General features: G+C 63.6%; 18 protein-coding genes. 12 read left to right on the top strand and 6 right to left on the bottom strand.

Annotation, left to right across the window (positions count from 1 at the left end; genetic code table 11):
- Positions 1–19 precede the first annotated feature (19 nt).
- Positions 20–733, top strand: a complete 714-nt coding sequence (locus AC04PH_RS04920) for a phosphatase domain-containing putative toxin (RefSeq protein WP_483064625.1) — start codon at positions 20–22, stop codon at positions 731–733.
- On the opposite strand, the gene AC04PH_RS04925 is transcribed toward AC04PH_RS04920, so the two are convergent.
- Together AC04PH_RS04925 and AC04PH_RS04930 are read right to left on the bottom strand one after the other, a co-directional pair.
- The gene (locus tag AC04PH_RS04925; protein ID WP_483064626.1) at positions 723–1,424 is read right to left on the bottom strand and encodes an acylneuraminate cytidylyltransferase family protein; all 702 of its coding nucleotides are present in this window, start codon (positions 1,422–1,424) and stop codon (positions 723–725) included. The two genes, AC04PH_RS04920 and AC04PH_RS04925, sit on opposite strands and share 11 nt — an antisense overlap.
- Positions 1,421–2,692: an NAD(P)/FAD-dependent oxidoreductase gene (locus tag AC04PH_RS04930; RefSeq protein WP_483064627.1), complete on the bottom strand. Its 1,272-nt coding sequence runs from the start codon at positions 2,690–2,692 to the stop codon at positions 1,421–1,423. Before AC04PH_RS04930 ends, AC04PH_RS04925 begins: the two co-directional genes overlap by 4 nt.
- 181 nt (positions 2,693–2,873) lie before the next feature.
- Here AC04PH_RS04930 and AC04PH_RS04935 point away from each other — a divergent pair, with 181 nt between their 5' ends.
- Both AC04PH_RS04935 and AC04PH_RS04940 read left to right on the top strand, forming a co-directional pair.
- Positions 2,874–3,779, top strand: a complete 906-nt coding sequence (locus AC04PH_RS04935; RefSeq protein ID WP_483064628.1) for a lipid A-modifier LpxR family protein — start codon at positions 2,874–2,876, stop codon at positions 3,777–3,779.
- A 115-nt stretch (positions 3,780–3,894) separates the two neighbouring features.
- A complete protein-coding gene (locus tag AC04PH_RS04940; protein ID WP_483064629.1) occupies positions 3,895–4,968 on the top strand; it encodes a Hint domain-containing protein in 1,074 nt (357 codons plus the stop codon).
- Here the strand turns inward: AC04PH_RS04940 and AC04PH_RS04945 are convergent.
- Positions 4,965–5,357 (bottom strand): rhodanese-like domain-containing protein, encoded by a 393-nt coding sequence (locus AC04PH_RS04945; protein WP_483064630.1) that lies wholly within the window; start codon positions 5,355–5,357, stop codon positions 4,965–4,967. The two genes, AC04PH_RS04940 and AC04PH_RS04945, sit on opposite strands and share 4 nt — an antisense overlap.
- Positions 5,358–5,530: 173 nt before the next feature.
- Here AC04PH_RS04945 and AC04PH_RS04950 point away from each other — a divergent pair, with 173 nt between their 5' ends.
- The 9 genes from AC04PH_RS04950 to AC04PH_RS04990 all read left to right on the top strand — a co-directional run bounded on the left by AC04PH_RS04950 (position 5,531) and on the right by AC04PH_RS04990 (position 16,846).
- Positions 5,531–7,330, top strand: coding sequence for an IlvD/Edd family dehydratase (locus tag AC04PH_RS04950; RefSeq protein ID WP_483064631.1), 1,800 nt, complete (start codon positions 5,531–5,533; stop codon positions 7,328–7,330).
- Between the two features lie 11 nt (positions 7,331–7,341).
- Positions 7,342–8,190 (top strand): fumarylacetoacetate hydrolase family protein, encoded by an 849-nt coding sequence (locus tag AC04PH_RS04955; protein WP_483064632.1) that lies wholly within the window; start codon positions 7,342–7,344, stop codon positions 8,188–8,190.
- Positions 8,191–8,305: 115 nt separating this feature from the next.
- The gene (locus AC04PH_RS04960; protein ID WP_483064633.1) at positions 8,306–9,277 is read left to right on the top strand and encodes a polysaccharide deacetylase family protein; all 972 of its coding nucleotides are present in this window, start codon (positions 8,306–8,308) and stop codon (positions 9,275–9,277) included.
- Positions 9,274–9,528 (top strand): acyl carrier protein, encoded by a 255-nt coding sequence (locus tag AC04PH_RS04965; protein ID WP_483064634.1) that lies wholly within the window; start codon positions 9,274–9,276, stop codon positions 9,526–9,528. Before AC04PH_RS04960 ends, AC04PH_RS04965 begins: the two co-directional genes overlap by 4 nt.
- Entirely contained in the window at positions 9,525–10,415 is an 891-nt protein-coding gene (locus tag AC04PH_RS04970; RefSeq protein ID WP_483064635.1) for a methionyl-tRNA formyltransferase, read from the top strand. The genes AC04PH_RS04965 and AC04PH_RS04970 overlap by 4 nt, the downstream gene beginning before the upstream one ends.
- A complete protein-coding gene (locus AC04PH_RS04975; protein WP_483064636.1) occupies positions 10,415–11,350 on the top strand; it encodes a class I SAM-dependent methyltransferase in 936 nt (311 codons plus the stop codon). The genes AC04PH_RS04970 and AC04PH_RS04975 overlap by 1 nt, the downstream gene beginning before the upstream one ends.
- Positions 11,347–12,438: a GNAT family N-acetyltransferase gene (locus AC04PH_RS04980; RefSeq protein ID WP_483064637.1), complete on the top strand. Its 1,092-nt coding sequence runs from the start codon at positions 11,347–11,349 to the stop codon at positions 12,436–12,438. The genes AC04PH_RS04975 and AC04PH_RS04980 overlap by 4 nt, the downstream gene beginning before the upstream one ends.
- A 33-nt stretch (positions 12,439–12,471) precedes the next feature.
- On the top strand, positions 12,472–14,031 hold the full coding sequence (locus AC04PH_RS04985; protein ID WP_483064638.1) for an AMP-binding protein: 1,560 nt from the start codon (positions 12,472–12,474) through the stop codon (positions 14,029–14,031).
- 46 nt (positions 14,032–14,077) lie between these two features.
- Positions 14,078–16,846, top strand: a complete 2,769-nt coding sequence (locus AC04PH_RS04990; RefSeq protein ID WP_483064639.1) for a hypothetical protein — start codon at positions 14,078–14,080, stop codon at positions 16,844–16,846.
- 42 nt (positions 16,847–16,888) lie between these two features.
- On the opposite strand, the gene AC04PH_RS04995 is transcribed toward AC04PH_RS04990, so the two are convergent.
- The 3 genes from AC04PH_RS04995 to AC04PH_RS05005 form a co-directional block, all read right to left on the bottom strand.
- The gene (locus AC04PH_RS04995) at positions 16,889–17,917 is read right to left on the bottom strand and encodes an AbrB family transcriptional regulator (protein WP_483064640.1); all 1,029 of its coding nucleotides are present in this window, start codon (positions 17,915–17,917) and stop codon (positions 16,889–16,891) included.
- The gene (locus tag AC04PH_RS05000) at positions 17,914–18,564 is read right to left on the bottom strand and encodes a GntR family transcriptional regulator (RefSeq protein WP_483064641.1); all 651 of its coding nucleotides are present in this window, start codon (positions 18,562–18,564) and stop codon (positions 17,914–17,916) included. The genes AC04PH_RS04995 and AC04PH_RS05000 overlap by 4 nt, the downstream gene beginning before the upstream one ends.
- 128 nt (positions 18,565–18,692) lie before the next feature.
- Positions 18,693–19,379, bottom strand: coding sequence for a D-lyxose/D-mannose family sugar isomerase (locus tag AC04PH_RS05005; protein ID WP_483064642.1), 687 nt, complete (start codon positions 19,377–19,379; stop codon positions 18,693–18,695).
- Positions 19,380–19,677: the final 298 nt, after the last annotated feature.

The following is a 19,677-nucleotide window of genomic DNA, read 5'->3' on the forward strand; positions in this document are numbered from 1 at the left end:
ATCGGCTAAGTGCCGCGCCATGACCCGCAACCCCTATCATCGCTTCAAACAGTGGGAGAGCCGCTTTCGCAACTCCTTCGGCGATGACATCTCCACGCCCGCCGCGCGGGCGAGTTCATGGCGGCATTACCTGTGGGTGGATCACGGGATCCTGCGGTTCTGGTGGCGCAATTTCGAAGAAATCGCGCCTGGGGTCTATCGCTCCAACCACCCGCATCATGCGCGCTTTGAAACTTATCGCAACATGGGTATCAAATCTGTCCTGAACCTGCGCGGGCCGGGCAAGCGCGCGCATTACCTGTTCGAGGTCGAAAGCCTTGCGCAGTTGGGTATGACTCTGGTCGACGTGCCGATGGGTGCGCGCAAAGTGCCGGAGAAGGCGACGTTGGAGGCGCTGTTCGCGGCCTTCGACAGCATCGAAAAGCCGTTCCTGATGCACTGTAAATCCGGGGCGGACCGCACCGGGCTGGCGGCGGCATTCTACCTGCTGGACCAGCATAACGCGAGCGATGCCGAGGCGCGCCGTCAACTCAGTTTCCGCTACATCCATATTCGCAAGACCGCGACAGGTGTGCTGGACTACGTGCTGAACGTCTATCTGGCCCGGCGCGTCGCCACCGGGATCACCCTGCGGGACTGGATCGCGACGGAATACGACAAACCCGCGCTGGAAGCAGGCTATGCCGCGCAGAAAGCGGCGGAAAAGCCTTGGCAGGGCTGGTTCAGCCGCTAAGGCCCAGCCGCTGCGCCATCAGCACCTTCACCACTTCGAAATCCTCCGGGCTGTCGATGTCATGACCGCGCGCCGCATCGACCTCGCAGGCGACTACGCGGCCCTCGAACAGGCTTTGCGAACGTTTGAGGTAGTCAGGCGAGACGACATAGGTGCCGGTTGCGTGCTGATAGACCTTCGGTGCCGCCTGCCGCGCCACGACACCGCCGGGCAGGGGTTTGGACACCTGCAACGCGCCCGTTGCGTCGGGCTCCAGCAGATTGAAGTAGGGATTCAGGCGCGCCTCGCAGCAGCACATGACCATATCGGGGACCTCTTCGGCAAAGAGCGCCAGCGCCGCGTCGATATCCGCCTGCGCGCGCAGGGGTGACGTGCAGTCGAGGTCCAGAAACGCAGTGACAGGTCCGACCTGCCTTTCCACCTCTGCCAGCGCGTGTTGCCAGACGCCCCATTTGCCTGCCGCGTCCGTGGCCAGATGCGCGGGCCGCAACCCGATATCCATCCCGCCGCGTTTCAGTCCGTGTTCGTAAATGCGCGGGTCATCGGAGGAGACCACGAAATGATCGACCTGCTCTGCCGCAATCAATTGATCCAGCGACCAGTCGATCAGCGGCTTGCCGTGCAGGTCCTTGAAGTTCTTGCCCGGCACGCCCTTGCTGCCCGCCCGTGCGCCGATGTGTCCGATGATCATCTGGGTCGCTCCTTTTCGTTTGACGTCCTGCGCCCGCTGCGGCCGGGGGCGAAGGCTGTCAAATTCGTGTTAGGCGGTCGCCCAGCGGCCAGTTGTGCCAGCCAGCGCCCGGTTTTCGGCCCCGCCGTCAGACCGATATGCTGGTGCCCATAGCCCAGCAGGACGTTGCTTGCCTTGGGCGCGTGTCCGATCACGGGGAGCGAGTCGGTGGTGCTTGGGCGATGACCCATCCAGGTATCGACGCGGTCATATGTCATGTCCGGCAAGACTTCCGCCACCTGTCGGCGTAGCAGGTCGAACGGCGCATCGGACGGTCCGGCCTCCAGCCCGCCCAATTCGACGACGCCTGCCGCGCGCAGACGCCCGTCCATGCCGTTGAGCGCGAATTTCCCGGATGCGACCATGACCGTTCCGTTCAACTGCACGCTGGGGTTCACGAACTCCAGATGATAGCCGCGCTCGCTTTCCAGCGGGACCGTAATGCCCAGTCGCTTGGTCAGCGGCCCGCTCCATGCGCCGAGCGTCAGCACATATTGATCCGCCGTCAGGGTGCCATCCGGCGTGACGAGGCCGCCGCACCGGTCATCCTGCAATACGACATCACTGATCTCCGCCTGCGTGAATTGCCCGCCGCGCGTCAGAAAAGTCTCCATCAAGGCCGTGACATAGGCACCGGGGTCGCTGATCCGGCCATGCTGCGTCAGCCGCACGCCGTGGCCAAAGCGCCCTGCCAACGCCGGTTCCGCCGCGGCGATCTCCTCTGCCGTGATCTCGGTGAAGGGGACACCATACACCTTTCGGATGTCCCAGCCAAAGCGGTCCTTCTCGAACGCCTTGCGGTCGGCATAGCCGTAGATCCAGTCTTCATCGCTCAGGAATTGCGCAGCATCGGTGCCGTCGGCGAGGCTGTGATGCTGTGCCACGGCATCGTGCAACAGCGTGTGCAGATCGCCCGCGATGGCCCGCGCCGCACGCCCGTTCGCCAGAAACGGCAGCAGGAACCGTGCCAGCCGGGGCAGGTAGGTCCAGCGCAGGAACAGTGGTTCGTCCCGGTTCAGGAGCATTGCCGGGGCCTTGGCCAGCAGCCCCGGCACGGCGACCGGCACGATGGCGCCGGATGCGATCACGCCCGCGTTGCCGTAGGACGTGCCCGCCGCAGGCCCGGTGCGGTCCACGAGTGTGACGTCGAACCCGTCGCGTTGCAGCCACAGCGCGGTCGCCACGCCGACGATCCCCGCACCCGCGACGATGATGCTGCCCTGTGCCAAAGCGGTCCCCTTTTTGCGCTAGCTGACAGGTTTTGCCTGCGCCCGGCAAGGCCCCTCGGCCGCGATGTGTGGCATTTCCTTAACGCCGGTCGGATATCTGCGACGCGTCGCCGGGCAGATGCTGGCGTCACTACGTCGCCCATTCTATGACGGGTGCAGAACCACCAATGCGAGGCTGCCGATGCGCGTCCTGACAAGCCTGATGATCCTGTTCACCTTGCTGGGCCAACCCGCCACGGCGCAGGGGCGTGAATGGATCGGCACCGGCAGCATGTTCACCAACGACTTTCTGGGGGATCGCGGTGACCGCTGGCGCACCGGCAGTTTCACCTATTCGCATATTCGCGGTTTCGGCCCCTATGCGCCGGGTGCCGCCGGCTTTGGCGACATACTTGAATATCGTCTCCGCACCGAGATCATCACGCCCTCCGGCGGCTCGCCTCGACCTGGCGACCGCCCCTTCGTCGGCGCGATCTCGCTGGGGGTGAAAACGCATTTCGCCGCCGACGGCATGTTCTACACGCTTGGGGCCGAGGTGACGGCCATTGGCGAACAGACCGGGCTGTCGCGGCTGCAACGCGATTTCCACGAGACCTTTAGCCTGCCGCAGCCGCCGTTTGTGGATGAACAACTCGAAAACCAGGTCGTGTTCAGCGCGGCGGGAGAGGCGGCGCGCCAGTGGCAGTTGCGCGACGATGTCAGCCTGCGCGCCTTTACCGGCGTGTCCGTCGGTGCGGAGACGCTGGCCCGGATCGGGGCAGACCTGCGCTACAGTAGCTACGGCCACGATGACCTGATGCTGCGCGATGTCGTCACAGGACAGCTTTATCCCGCCAGCACAAATACCGGCACCGGTCTGGCGCTGGTCTTGGGCGCCGACATGGCGCATGTCCTCGACAGTGTCTATCTGCCGGAGGACCGCGTGACAGGCCTGCAGGAGACCCGGTTTCGCGCCCGCGCCGGGGTCGACTACAAGTTTACGGAGACGGCATCGGTCTACTACGGCCTGACCTACCTCAGCCCCGAATTCGATGGCCAGTCCGAGGGGCAGGTGCTGGGCACGTTGCGCCTTGAATTCAACTTCTGACGAATTCCACAGCCCGCCCGCTTGACGCCGCTTGATCCGCGCCGCCCGCGCGGTCTAGTCTGGCTGCAACAAAGCCGCGCGCCAATGACGCGGCAGGTTGAGGCAGAGGTAAGGCATGAACACGGGCTTTCGTGGCACGTTCGTCATCGCATGGTCGCAGACAGAGATCGACGGGCAGCGCTCCGGCCCTGTCGCCGATCTTCGCGCGGGCAGCACATGGCGCTGGACGGGCGAGGCGGTGCGCGTCGACGGCCCCGGCGACATTCTGCCCCTGACCGATGCCGCGGGAGAGGCCGACCTGCGCCGCCGTGCCGCGCTGAGCGTGCGGCGGCTGTTGTGGGCGGTCGATCGAGATCTGCCCGCGCAGGACCGCCCGGTGCTGGAAGACCCGCTGTTCGAAAGCTGTTTTACCGTCACCGACGGGCGGCAGGTCTGGACGGTGTCGGTGATCGGCACCGGGGCCGGTCGCAAGCCGCTGCTGATGTTTCAGGACAGGATACCGCCGCGCCTGACCGACCTGTGGGTCGTGCGCGCCAACATTGCCACAGTGATCCGCGATGCGGCGGAAACGGCACCCGGGGGCGTGATCTGTTTTACGCCGGGCACCATGATCCTCACACCGGACGGCCCCCGCGATGTGGCGAGCCTGCTGGAGGGCGACAGGGTCCAGACCCAGGACAACGAGGCTGCTGAAATCCTCTGGCTGGGGCGCAAGCAGGTCAGCGGCGCGCGGATGCGTGTCGTGCGCGACCTGATGCCGGTGCGCCTGCGCGCCGGTGCGCTGGACCGCGACGTGCCGGATGCAGGCCTGCTGGTGTCGCCCGATCACCGGATCGTGCTGCGCGGCGCGCGTGCCCGTGCGCTCTTCAATCAGGAAGAGGTGCTGGTCGCCGCAAGTGACCTGATCGACGATACCCGCGTGATCCGCGATCACAGCCTGTCGGACGTCACCTATATCCACATGATGCTGCCGCGCCACGAGATCGTTTTCGCCAACGGCGTCGCCACGGAAAGCTTCCACCCCGCCAGCGCCGCCCTCGCCACGATGTCACCCGACGAACAGGACAGGTTGCTGCAACGAATGCCTGAATTGCGCGGCGATCCGCAGGCCTATGGCGGGTTCGCGCGCCCGATGCTGTCGCGCAGCGATGCGGCGATCCTGCAGCACGACATCGGACGCCGCGCCTAACGGTCGATCTGTTCCACCGGGCCGCCCTGTGCCACCCAGTCACCGAACCCGTCCTTCAGATGTGCGGCGTCGAACCCCATGTCCTGCAACGTCGCCACCGTCAGGGCGGATCGCCAGCCGGAGGCACAGTGGAAAATGAACCGCTTGTCCTCGCCAAAGATCGGTTTGAAATAGGGGCTGTCCGGATCCACCCAGAATTCGACCATCCCGCGCGGGCAGTGAAAACTGCCGGGAATGGCACCGCTGCGGACCCTTTCGCGCGGGTCGCGCAGGTCCACGAAAACCACCTGCGGGTCGTCCAACAGCGCAATCGCCTCCGCTGTCTCGACCTCTGCAACCCTTGCGCGTGCGGCGGCCACCATCTGGGCCGCGGTTGTTTTCAATGCCATGGCCGTCGCTCCTTACCATTTTGCCAGAGTTCGCCGCCAAGCCTTACCACCACCGGGAAAAATTGACAGGCCCGGCTCTGCGGCTGGTTCTTTCCGGGGCAAGGCGATAACGTGGCGGCGACGGCGCCATACGCGCGCCCGCGGCAGCACTTCGCCACAAGGAACAGCGATAAATGACGAAGAAAATAGGGATCGAGAACCTGCGCTCGCGCCAGTGGTTCATGAACGCGGACAATGCCGAGATGACGGCGCTTTATCTGGAACGCTATCTGAACTACGGCCTGACACGCGAGGAATTGCAATCGGGCAAGCCGATCATCGCCATCGCCCAGACGGGCAGCGACCTGTCCCCCTGCAACCGCCACCATCTGGAACTGACCAAGCGGGTGCGCGACGGCATCATCGCCGCCGGCGGCACCCCGATCGAGGTGCCGGTGCACCCCATTCAGGAAACCGGCAAACGCCCCACGGCGTCGCTCGACCGGAACCTTGCCTATCTGTCGCTGGTCGAAACGCTGTTCGGCTATCCGCTTGACGGCGTCGTGCTGAACATCGGCTGCGACAAGACCACACCGGCCCTGTTAATGGCTGCTGCCACCGTGAACATCCCCGCCATCGCCCTGTCGGTCGGCCCGATGCTGAACGGCTGGTGGAAGGGTGAACGGGCAGGGTCCGGCACCGTGATCTGGAAAGCGCGCGAGGAACTGGCCGCAGGCAACATCGACACCGACGAGTTCATGGAAATCGCAGCCGCATCGGCCCCGTCCGTGGGGTATTGCAACACCATGGGCACGGCCACCACGATGAATTCGCTGGCAGAGGCGCTGGGCATGCAATTGCCCGGTGCCGCTGCGATCCCGGCGCCGTATCGGGAGCGCGGGCAGATCAGCTATGAAACGGGCAAGCGGATCGTGGACATGGTTTGGGAAGATCTGCGCCCCTCCGACATCATGACGCGGGCCGCGTTCGAGAACGCCATCGTCATCAACTCCGCCATCGGCGGCTCGACCAATGCGCCGATCCACCTGAATGGTATCGCCCGGCACCTCGGTGTGGAACTGTCCAACGACGACTGGCAGAAAATCGGCCATGACGTCCCTCTACTGGTGAACCTGCAACCGGCGGGCAAATACCTGGGCGAGGATTACCAGCAGGCGGGCGGTGTGCCCGCCGTGGTGGCCGAACTGCTGGCCGCTGGCCTGTTGCCGCACCCAAACGCGATCACCGCGAACGGGCTGGCGATGGGGGTGAATTGCGAAAACCGTCGGTCCAGCAATACAGATGTCATCAAGACTGTCGCCGATCCGCTGATGCAGCAGGCCGGGTTCATCAACCTGTCCGGCAACCTGTTCGACAGCGCGATCATGAAAACCAGCGTGATCAGCAAAGAATTCCGCGACCGGTACCTGTCGAACCCCGACGATCCCAACGCATGGGAGGGCCGCGCCGTCGTCTTTGACGGGCCGGAGGATTTTCACCATCGCATCGACGATGAGGCCGAAAGGATTGACGAAAACTGCATTCTCTTCATGCGCGGCGCGGGCCCAAAGGGGTATCCCGGCGGCGCCGAAGTCGTGAACATGCGCCCGCCGTCCTATTTGATCAAGAAGGGCATCCACGCGCTGCCCTGTATCGGCGACGGGCGGCAATCGGGTACCTCGGGCAGCCCGTCAATCCTGAACGCATCGCCAGAGGCGGCAGACGGTGGTGGCCTGGCGCTGCTCAAGAACGGTGACCGGGTCCGCATCGACCTACGCAAATGCAGCGCCGACATGCTGGTCCCGCTCGATGAACTGGCCGACCGTGCCACGCAACTGGAACAGGCGGGCGGCTATGCCTACCCCGACAACCAGACGCCCTGGCAGGAATATTTCCGCAACCTTGTGGGCCGTTTCGACGAAGGCATGACCCTGAAGAGTGCCGACCAATACCGCGACATCTCGCGCAAATTTACCCCGCGCGACAGCCATTAGGAGACTGTGACATGAAACTTGTACGTTATGGGGACGCGGGTGCCGAAAAGCCGGGGATGCTTGATGCCGACGGGCAGCTGCGCGATCTGTCCGCCCATGTGGATGATATCACCGGGTCCACGCTTGACGATGCGACGCTCGACAGGCTGCGCGTCCTGGATACGAACAGCCTGCCGCTTGTGCCGGGCGATCCCCGGATCGCGCCCTGTGTCGGCAACATCGGCAAATTCCTTTGCATCGGATTGAATTACTCCGATCACGCCGCTGAAACCGGCGCGGCGATCCCGGAACATCCGATCCTGTTCTTCAAGGCCAACTCCGCCATCGTCGGCGCCTATGACGATGTCTGCATGCCGCGCGGATCGACCAACACCGACTGGGAAGTCGAACTGGGCGTCGTCATCGGCACGGCGGCGAAATACGTCAGCACCGAAGACGCACTGAACCATGTCGCGGGCTATTGCATCGTCAACGACGTATCCGAACGCCATTTCCAGACCCAGCTGACCGGGCAGTGGACCAAGGGCAAATCCTGCGACACCTTCGGCCCCACCGGGCCGTGGCTGGTCACGCGCGACGAAATCGCCGATCCGCAGAACCTCGATATGTCGCTCGACGTGAACGGGCAGCGGATGCAGACCGGCAACACCGGCACGATGATCTTCACCGTGGCCGAAATCATCTCGCACCTGTCCAGCCTGATGACGCTGCACCCCGGCGACGTGATTACCACTGGCACACCGCCGGGTGTGGGCATGGGGATGAAGCCGATGCCGGTCTATCTCAAACCCGGCGACGTGATGGAGCTTGAGATCGCGGGCCTCGGTCGGCAGCGGCAGACCGTCACGCAGGACAGCTAGTGCGCCGTTTGCCGCGGTATCCTGATCCACCCCGACGGATTGTTTTCGGGGTGGGTCCGGACTAACACTCGCCCATCTGCCGGCACGGGGTCCGGCCCCAATTTCCGGACTGCCAGTGTCACAGCCTGCAACGAACCCGATATCCGACCGCCCGTTCGCGCTGATGTTCCATCATCTCACGGATCATGACCGGCATCCGCATGTGCAGGGCGCGTTGACCGCGGCGGAATTCCGCGCTTTTCTGACCGATGCCGATGGGTTCCGGATTTTGCCGGCACAGGACTGGCTCGACCGATATGCCGCCGGAACGCTTGCCCCCGAAGAGGTCTGCATCACCTTCGACGATTCATTGCTGAGCCAATACGAAATCGCGGTGCCGATACTCGAGGAATTCGGCCTGACCGCCATCTGGTTCGTCTATTCGAGTGTTTTTCAGGGTGTGCCCGAACCGTTCGAACTGCACCGTCTTTTTCGCAACCTGTGCTTTGACAGCGTCGACGCCTACTATGATGCGTTTTTTGAACGGGCTGCGGCGCTCTACCCTGAGCGGGACGTAAAGGCCGCCGCCGGAACGGACGCCGCTGCCGCCTATATGGGAAGCCATGCGTTCTATTCACACAGTGACCGGCAGTTCCGTTTCGTGCGCGATACGGTCCTGACCGTCAAGGAGTATGACGACGTGATGGTCCGGCTGATGGCTGACCACCAGGAACGGCTGTCGGAAATTCAGGGACGGATATGGATGCAGGACGACCATCTGGTAGCCTTGCGTGATGCGGGCCATGTGATCGGCCTGCATTCCTACTCCCACCCGGTGAACTTCAGGCGACTTGATATGGAACGGCAGGTGTCGGAGTATTTTCGCAACGCGATTCACCTGCTGCAGGTTCTGGGTGCCTGTCCCGATGTCATGGCGCACCCCAGCAATTCCTACGACGAGACGACGCTGACGATCCTGCGCGGCTTCGGTGTGCGCTTCGGGTTCCGCTCGGACATCTTCGACGGTCCGGAATCACCATTGGAAATCCAGCGGATCGACCACACGCTCTTCGCAAACCACCTCAACAAGGCTAAGACCGGCGCATGACCGATATTTCCTACAATGACTTCGTGTCCTTCTGTACCGCACAGGTGGTTTCGCTTTCGGCCAAGCCCGTCACCGCGGATCAGATCGCGCCCGACACCGACCTGTTGGCCACGGGGCTGATCGACAGTCATTCCTTTATCGACCTGCTTCTCGCGATCGAGGACAGGACCGGCGTGTTCGTCGATATTTCCGACCTCGACGTAGACGCATTTTCATCCATCGCGGCGATCTACCGCAATATCGCTGCGTGACGGTACCCGCCCCGATAACCTTTGCGCTGATCGGGGAAGGCACGGCCCTTGGCGCATTATGCCGCACGCTTGGCGTCGACGTCCTGCCCCCCCACACTCTTGCATTTGTCGACGACCCTCCCGCAGCGGTCCGTGACCGGCTGCACTGTCTGCCGGCGGAACAGGTCAATACCGACGCGGGCCGGGCGGCGATGGTCGGGCACAAGGCGGACTGGCTGGTCAGCGCGTGCAACTATGACCATATCATCGGGCGCGCGACACTCGATCTTTTCGCCGGGCGCACGGTCAACCTGCATTTCGGAGCCCTGCCTGCCTATGCCGGACGCAACGGATACCAATGGGCGATCCGAAACGGAGAGCGGCACACCGCCGTGACGCTGCACCGGATGACCTTCCCCTTCGACAGTGGCGAAATTTGTGCGGTGCAGGAGATCGCGATTGGCGCTGACGACAGCGGCTTCGCAGTCTATCGTCGCTGTATGAAAGAGGGGATCGCGCTGCTCGCCGCAACTATGAAAAAGATCGCCGACGGTGCGACCCTTTACTGGCACGCGCAGCCCGACGCCGGGCGTCGCGGGTATCTGGAGGCCGATGTCGGCGATGGCCGGATCGACTGGGCGCTGACCGGGGCGCAGGTTCATGACTTCGTGCGTGCAGCCGATTTCGGTCCCTTCGGCAGTCCGGGATATAGGCCGTGGGCAATCAGCGCCGACGGCACGCGACTGCGGATCAAAAAGGTGGCTCTCCCACTCGACACCAAAGATGTTCCGCATGACGGTCGTGTGCACGCCAGTGGCGACAGGCTCTTCGCGCAGGCCGCCGACGGCCCTGTCGAGATCGTCGCATGGAACGTGATCGACGACGACGCGGGCAAGGAGACGTCGTGATGCCGGAACAGGGAAACCTTCCGCCCGACGCGCCGCGTTTCAGCGAAATCGCGACGCTGGCGATCGCGCGGCAACCCGGTCAGGCGCATATCGTCGGTGCGATGCTCGCGGGGCTGACAGCCACGCAGGTGCAGGTTCTCGACCGGTTGTCGGGGAACGTCCTGACCTTGCTGGGCGACGACCGCGACGCCGCGATGGACGACTATAAGTGGATGTGCGGGCAGATGTTCAAGGCCGAGTTGCAGATGCGGCGCACGGGCGGTCGCGTGAACGACAGCTTCGATGATGTCCTGCGTGGCATCTATGCCGCCGACAAGCCCGATATGGGGCGCTACATGCACGGGTTGCTGGTGTCGCAGGTGCTGTGGCGACAGCACGTCGGCCCGCTTATGTCCTTCGTGACCGATATCGTGGATGCAGCGGCCCATCCCTTTACATATCTTGAAGTCGGGCCGGGCCATGGGCTGTGGATGGCGCTGGCCGCATCGTCGCCGTTTTGCCGGTCCCTGACCGGATGGGACATCAGCGATGAAAGTATCGCGCAGACCCGCGCTGCGTTGTCGGCATTCGGCATCGACAAGCCCGCGCAATTTGAAAACTGCGATATCTGCACCGTATCGACCGTAGCGCAGAAATACGATATCGTCGTCGCAAGCCAGGTGCTGGAAATCGTCGACGACCCTGACGCGGCGCTTGCAAATCTCAGGTCCACGCTCAGCGACGATGGCCGTCTTTTTATCAATGCACCGGTGCGTGCCGCGGCGCTCGACCATGTGCGTCGTTGGGGCAGCGCCGATGAGGTTCTGGACCGGATCGCAACTGCGGGCCTCGAGGTGACGGAGAGCAGGTGTTTCGGCGCGCGCTCCGACGATATCCGATCCGACGAAGGGTTTTCCCTTGTCGTGCAGGCCCGCAAGCCGGCAGCTTCCGCATGACCGGATCGCAACGGCTTGAAATGCGGTTTCCCACCGCGAAAGATGTTCCCGCGATCATGCAGTTCTTCCGCGACGAATGGGGGGCTGCGCATATTTTCGGTCGGGATGAAAAACTCCTCATGTGGCAATTCGCCCGGCGCGGCGCAGCGTTCGGAGAGGACGACGCGCCCTGCGCACTGACAATCTGGGATGGTGCGCGGCTGGTGGGGATGCAGGGCTTGGTGCCAACGCCGTTCCGCACGCCGCAGGGCGTGGTTCCGGGTGTCTGGCTTTGCAATCTGATGGCCGCCCGTGACTACCGCGACAAGGGTGTCGGATTGCGGCTGATGTCGGCGGTACACAGGCTGCCGGTCGACGTCATCGCGACCCTTGGCATCAACCCGGATCTGGTTCCGCTCTATAAACAACTGCGCTTTTCGGTCATCGACGATGTGCCGCGTCTTGTCGCGCCGGTCGATGCGGCGGCATTCCTCGCCCTGACGGGAATGGCACCCGGGGACAGTCCGCGCGATGTCACGAATGGCATTGCATCGGGTGCAGACAATTTGGGTCGGTTCGACGCACGATGGGACCGTCTTTTCGCACGTCTGGCTGGACCGCAGTATTTCGGAACCGACCGGTCGACCGCTTATATGAACTGGCGATACAGCGATCACCCGGCACTGACCTACCGGACGATGGCGATTGCGCGCGACGATGGTGAACTGGCGGGCGTGGCGGTGTTCCGCGTGGAAGAGGTCAGGGACCGCCCCGCGCGCGTCATCCGCCTGATCGAGCTTTGGGCCGATGGGGACGACACCACCGCCGCGCTGTCGTCAGCCGTGCTCGCCGAGGGTCGGCGTCACGGTGCCGCCTTCGCCGACCATTACTGCACCTCTGGGCCGTATCTGTCCCGCCTGCGCAATTTGGGCTGGCAGGATCAGGGCACATGGGACCAGCCGATTCCAAGCCTGTTTCAGCCACTCGACACCGCACGACGCAAGATGGCCTGCGCGATCCGGACCGCGCGCCACATGCCTTCGTTTCCGGACCCCGATCTTGATTTCCATGTCGTCAAATCGGACGGCGATCAGGATCGTGCAAATTGAACGGCCCGTTGGTGATCTGCTTTGGAGGACGATATGGCGATACGTGACGCGCTCTCGACCAGATTGGCCCACCAATTTCGAAACGGCGGTGACGCCCCGTTCGTGATCCTCAAGGACGCGCAGGTTTCCTATGCCGACGCACATGCGACAATCGCCGCCTACACGGGCGCGATTGCCACGGCTGGCGGCGATGCGCCGCTGATCGGCGTGATGGCCGCGCGCGGGGCCGACGCCTATCTCGCGACGCTTGCCATAACCCTTTCGGGGCGCGGGTGGGTGCCGCTGACGCCGACGACGCCTGTGGCGCGGCTCCGGCAGATGATCGCGCAGACGAACCTGCAATGTATCCTCGTCGATGCTGCGTCGTTGCATGTTTTCCGCGATGTTTGCGGCGATGACGCAGGCATCACGGGTATTCTGGTCGGCAATGCGGAGGGGCAGGGCGACGTCGATGATCTCCTTTTGCCGGCCACGAACGACCCGACGGCGGACATCGTAAGCCGCGATGCGACGGACAAAGACACGGCCTATATCCTGTTCACGTCCGGCACCACGGGTGTTCCGAAGGGCGTTCCCATCACCCGCGGAAACGTCGTCGCCTATCTCGATGCTGTCTGTGACCTGTTCGGCTACACCGCGACCGACCGTCATTCGCAGACATTCGAGATGAGTTTCGACCTCAGCGTGCATGATCTGCTGGTGCCAGCGACGACCGGCGGCGCAATCGTGCCCTTCATCGGCGCGGATCTCTTGTCGGCACCGCGCAAAGTGGCCCGTACCGGCGTGACCTGCTGGTTCTCGGTGCCGTCGCAACTGGCACTTCTGGCGCGCGCGCGCAGCCTGAAACCCGACGCGATGCCCGATCTGCGTTTGTCACTCTTTTGCGGGGAGCCGCTGTCTGCAGATTTGGCGCGGGCATGGCAAGCGGCCGCACCGGCAAGCATGCTCCACAACCTTTACGGACCGACAGAGGCGACCATCGCCCTGACGCAAACCCGTTTTCGGGCGGACACCGATTGCCGCCGCGGAATCGTACCGATCGGCGAAGGCTGGGAAGAGGGAAGCACCGGGATTTTCGACCCCGACAACGAAAGGCCGATCGTCGGCGCGGGGCAGGGGGAGTTGTGGCTCAGCGGCACGCAGTTGACAGAGGGATACTGGAACCTGCCCGAGGTCACGACGGCGAAATTCACGCTCCGCGACGGGGTGCGATGGTATCGCACCGGCGATCTGGTGGAGGTCGATGACGCGGGGCAGATGCATTTCGTTTCGCGGCTTGACGATCAGATCAAACTCCGCGGGCATCGCATCGAAACACTCGAGGTCGAGGCGGCACTGCGCGCGGTGACGGGTGCACAGACGGCGATCGTCGTGCCGACCACGAAGGGCATGCAGGGTGTCGCGGGTCTGACGGCAGTCCTGTTCTGCGACCCGGGCGACCCTGACTCGGTCAAGGTCGCTCTGGGCAGGGTCCTCCCGGCCTATATGGTGCCCGATACGGTGACCTTCTCCACTGACGATCCCCCGCGTAATGCCAGCGGCAAGGTGGACCGCAAGGCGATCCGTGACGCCTTGCAAGGAGACGTTTCATGATAGGTCTCAAACCACTTCATCCCGCCTCCGACGTGAAAGCCCGCAGATGACACAGCCCGATTCAACCTCGAGCGGCGACACACCGGCCCTGTCCCTTCTGAGCGCATTGCGTAAGACGCTGGCCGCGTACCCCGCCGGCTCCGCAATCTTCGAGGCGGAACTGGCGTATTATGATCTGCTGGACAAAATCGGCGCAGGTGATGCACCGCCGTACGCAGAGGCAACCGATGCGGATGGTGTCGAGGACGGTCGCGGGCTGGCGATCTTTCGCGCGGTGAATGCCTGCGTCGACCCGGATGCGCAGTGTCTTGCCCTGATCTCTGCCGCCGCCGTGGCCGCGGCGCCGGACCAGGCTGCCCTGAGCCGGATTTGCCGCGTTCTGGCACCACGTCTGGACACCGCAAAAGACCCCCGCCTTGTCGATGCGGCGGTCGTGCCGCTGTTGCAGGCGCTGGACCGGTTCGTCTGGGACAGGCACAAGACCGTCGCCGCCTGTGCCGCCGCCGGCGCGACGCGCTTGGGCGATGCGCATGATACCTATATGTCATTTCTTGCAACCCTGTTCCCGGACAGCGATTTGCCGACATGGGCGGATCGTGAAACGCTGCGCCGTCTGGCTGCCGAAAGTCGAACGGATGCCGCCGCTTTCGACACCCTCGCGGGACTGATCGTCGCGGACGGGCTGATCTATGCCGACGACATTCCGGGCGACCTGCGTGACAGGCTGGCCCGTCATTTCCTTGCCGACGCACCGGCCCTTGAAAAGCTGTGCGCGCTGGTTCCGGCATCCGACGCACCACAGCAGGATGGGCTCTACGCCGATCTGCTGCAAATCGCAGCGGGTGAGGTTGCGTTTATCCCCCAGCGCGTAGGCGTGCCCGGTCAGCCTGACGACGTGCAGGCGTTTTATGCGTCGATCGCCAAGGAGACTGGCCGGCCCGATCAGACGCTTGCGACGGCGATGAAAGATGTGGACCGGGTACCGGATATCGCCGACATGGCCCGCACGATCGTCGTGATCGACCGACTCACCGATCAGACGGATATTGCGCAGCTCAAGGACCGTTCAGCCATGATCCTGACGCGCGCCTCCGACCGCGGGGCGCTCGGCGCATATCCACGTGTCGTCGCCGCCGATACCGATCACTGGTATGGGCCGGACGCACGGGCGACGCTGGATGCGATGGACCGTGCCGCGCACCGTTTTGCAGATCAGGCCGTGTCGATGACCGGTGCCCCGCAAGAACTGGTGGACGCTGTGGCGCTCGATTTTGCGGACAAGTATCTGATAGAGGCGACGTTTGCATTTGAAACCAGCCGTTTGCTGGCCAGCGGCGATTTCGACACCGTGCTGGTGCATTCCAGCCGGCCCGAAACGATTGTTCTGTTGCAGGATACCTGCCGCGGGGCCGTCACAGAAGATCAGATCAGGTTCGGGTTGTGGCAGTGCGATGTGCCGGATTTGTCGGACAAGCCGCCCGCAATGCGGCGGCTGCTGGCCATGGCCACCCGCGCGGCGTCCGACGCGCGCGCTGCTGCGGTGCAGACGCAAAAGACACGCGACTGGCTCGATGCCGCCGGTAACTGCGTCGTGGTCGCAGGCAGTATTAACAAAAAACAACACCGCGACGCGATGGTCGAATTGCTGCAATCTGCCCAAGCACGGGGTTTGCGCGTTCTCGTGCTGATGCTGGGGCTGGAAAGCGACGCAGCGATGGACGAATTCCGATCCCGCGTGCCGGCGGTCGCAGACCTCGACAGTCCCGACGTGCGCCTGCACTGGCTATCGTCCCAGATGATCCTTCACGGACGCACGGCATGGCGGCTGCAGGGGCTGACGGGGCATGACGACACCGACAGCGGGCAGGCCAAGCCGATGGCCGATCTGGCCCGGCATTTTGTCGGCACGCACTGGAACCGGCACCGTCAATTGCACGATCACTATGACCGGCTGCTGAACCGCGCGGGTCCGCGTGGTAATATCCGGTTTGCGGTCTCGACCATGGGCCGTTCCGTGGCTGGGCTGCACCTGACGGACACTTGCGCGTCATACGGTATTCCGATGTGCGACGCCTATCTTTTCACGGTGGCCAACTCCGCGCGCCAAACGCCGAGCAAGGCACCCGGAATGTGCCTCGTGGATACGGTGCAGGCTGACTATATCGCCGCCGAATGGGGCGTAGATAGGGACGCGATCTTTGCCGGTGGATACCTGGGGCAACCCCACGCGCCGCCCGATCCGGCAGACCGCGATGTCGCATCCGATGATGCGCCGGACCGGCACACGCTTCTGGTCGCGACACAGAGTGGGTTCGAAACCGGCAATCGCATGATGATCCGCAACCTCGGCTCCGCGCTGAAAGGCGCCACCTCGGTGCAGGTCATGTTGCGCCTGCACCCGCGCGAGCCGCAGGAGGTGCTGCAGACCTATATCGACATTCTGGTGGGATGCGGCGTCGACCGTTCCGCAATCGCGCAATCCGATGGACCGCTGCCCGAAGCGATCGCCAGCGCGCACACCGTCCTGACCCAGACCAGCAATGTCGGGATCGAGGCCGCCGCTGCCGGGCGTATGGTCATCCGTGATCTGACCGCCTCGGGGTTTCTGGCGAAGGCGATCCTCGATGTGCCTTACGCCTGTAACGTCTTCGATATAGATCACGCGGGGGCCGCGATCCACGTCGGTCTGACGGACGACGCCCTGCGCCGGGCCACGCGCGCCAATGCCGACCGCTATCTGCACGACAACCCGTATCTGCTGGCCGGTGGCGGTGCTGCCGCACTTGTCGATTGGCTGATGCGGCGTCACGCCTGAGCCGTATCACACCACCGGTGCCGCGTGCACCGGTTCGGATGGTCAATCCCCCTGTCTGGTCTTGAACAGCCTTGCCGCGATGGGTGCGCCCAGAATGACGACCACGATCCGCAACACATGGTGCGCGATCACAAAGGCCATATCGGCCCCGGCGATCAGCGCTAGTATCGTCATTTCCGCCTGACCGCCCGGCGCGAACGCCAGCAGCGTTTCCATCGGCGGCGCCAGGGCGAACACGTGGATCGCCTCGACAAAGAGACCGGCGAGGATCAGCAGGATCACGCAGAACCCCAGGGCCGCGGCGACATCGCGGCGCACCTCGGCCCCGGTGACGCCCGCATATTTCGTGCCCACCGTCATTCCGATGAAAAACTGTGCCATCCAGATCGCCTCGGCCGGGGGGCGATGTTGAAGGACGCCGGTGAGTGCAAGAAGACCGGCAAGGATCATCGGCCCGAGGATGGACGCCCCGAACAGGCCCACCGCCTTGGCGATCTGCCAGCCAGCGACACCGCAGACCGCCATCAGCAAAAGTTGTGACGACGGCAGAGAGGTTGCAGGCACGCCGGGCGCATTGCCAAGATCGACGCCCCAGTATCCTTGCAGGATGAACGGCAGCGCCGCGACGATCACCATCACGCGGGTCGCGTGGATCAGGGACAGCGCGCGCACGTCGCCGCCCGCCTCTTCGCCGAACAAAAGCATGTCCTGCAGACCACCGGGCATCGCGCCGTAATAGCTGGTGGCAAAGTCGAACCCCCAGAGGCGCTGGAAATAGGGCACGCCGATCAGTCCGATTACAAACACCATGAGCGGAACGAGGATCAGCGTCGTCCACATGCCTGCCATCGTCACCACCAACGCCCATGTGAAGGTCGCCCCGACAGCGACGCCCAGAATTGTCCGCATCAGGTTGTTCAGGCTGGCGATCCCGCGCATCGGCAGACCGAGCAAAGCCGCGAGGAGACAGGCCACGATAGGGCCCAGCAACCACGGCAAGGGCAGGTGCAGCAGGTGAAAGATGGCGACGCCGCAGGCCGCGACCGCATGGGCGATCAGAACCGGTATCACGACGGCATGACCGACAGCCGGTGGCGCAACGACGCATCGAGGTGGTCCGCAGCGGCCGCACCGGCTGCGGCGATATCGCCTGCTGCGATCGCTGCGATGATGCGTGTGTGTTGCGCCACGACAGTTTCGATACGGGCGGGGTCGGCCAGGGTCGTCGGCCCCAGCAGCAAAAGCGCGTTGTTCAATGCACGCGCGGATTCCAGCAAGAACCGGTTGCGGGCGGCCAGATAGATCGCGCGGTGAAACTGCTGGTTGATTGCGGCGGCCTTGGCCGGTGCCGCGGTCGCCCCTGCAATCTGGTCGTTGATCGCGGTCAGGGCGTCAATCTCTGCCGACACGGCGTGTTTCGCGGCCATTTCGGCGGCGGTCCGTTCAAGGACAAGTCGCATCTCGTAGAGTTCGACCACTTCGGTGCGACCCAACGTGCGGATCACGGCCCCGATCCGGGGCCGGTGTTCGATGATGTTCTCGGCCTCGAGCCGGCGCAGGGCCTCGCGCACGGGGGTGCGGGACAGGCCAAGACGGTCGGCCACGTCGACTTCGCGCAAACGGTCACCCGGTTGAAACTCACCCGCTGCGATTGCGTCCATCAGCTTGGAAAAGGCGAGACCGCCTTGCGACAGTTCGGAGGTTTCGGACGTGCTCACCGGTCGGATCTTTCATATTGTATCCATCTGGACACAATTTCTGCGTAGCCGGGAAAGCTGTGGATGTCAAAACAGGGCATCGCCATCAGGTGCTATGCTCGGGTAACTTGCGGGACCGGAGTGTCGCGTCAGCCCAACCAGGTGCGATAATCGCTGACGAGCAGGTGCGCCGGGTCGGTGTCTTCCTCGATATTGGCGAACCGCCCGATCGGTTCGCGGAAAATGTTGTCGGTCTCGTCGTCGTTGACGGTCGAAACCTCGCCGATCAGCACATCGCCGCCGTCGCCCCAGAAGGCATGCCAGTCGCCGGGCATCAGCGTCACGCTTTCCCCGGGCGAGAGGCGCAACTTTTCTCCAGCGGCGAAATCATGCCTGATCCCGTCACAAAAGACCGTGCCGCCACTGGTTTCATCAAAACCGCCTTTGGCATCCGACCCGTAAAGTTCGACCACCAGCGTCGCGCCGCCCCGGTTGATGATATCTTCCGCCTTCACCACATGCGTGTGCATCGGGCTCAACTGGTCCTGCTTCGAAATCAGAAGTTTCTCGGCATAGCACATGCCGCCGCCCCGTTGCAGATCGGACAGACGCCCGTTGCGGAGCGTGAAAAGGAACAGACCCATTTCGTCATAATTGCCTGCGCCATAGTCGGTGATGTCCCAGCCGCAGCGGGCGTCGATGACATTCTGCGCCTCCGCCTTGCGCGCCTTGAACTCACCGGGCGTCCAATAGGCAAAGGGCGGCAGGGTAAAGCCGAACCGGCGCATCATGTCGTCGGATTCGGCAATGATGTCGTTGATGCGGGAACGTTTCATGGTGCGTGGCTCCGGTCAGTGTTGTGCTTTGGACGTAGGGGTCAGGGGCAGGCTACCGGACTTCGCGACGCACCGAAATCGCTTTCGGTGCGCTATTCCGTAGAGTGGGACGATGTCCTTCGGGCTGAACAGCGGTCAGGATGAACGTGAACGGAGGGGAACGGCGTCGAACTGGAACAATGGCCATGCGTGCCTTCACCGAAATGGTCACGACCCGTCATGTCAGGGTACCCGGAACACGGCAAAAATAAAAGAGAACCCCCGGCAATGGGTGCCACGTACGCCTCACTGTCCTGTC

It is taken from the genome of Yoonia sp. KMU-150, assembly GCF_056858355.1.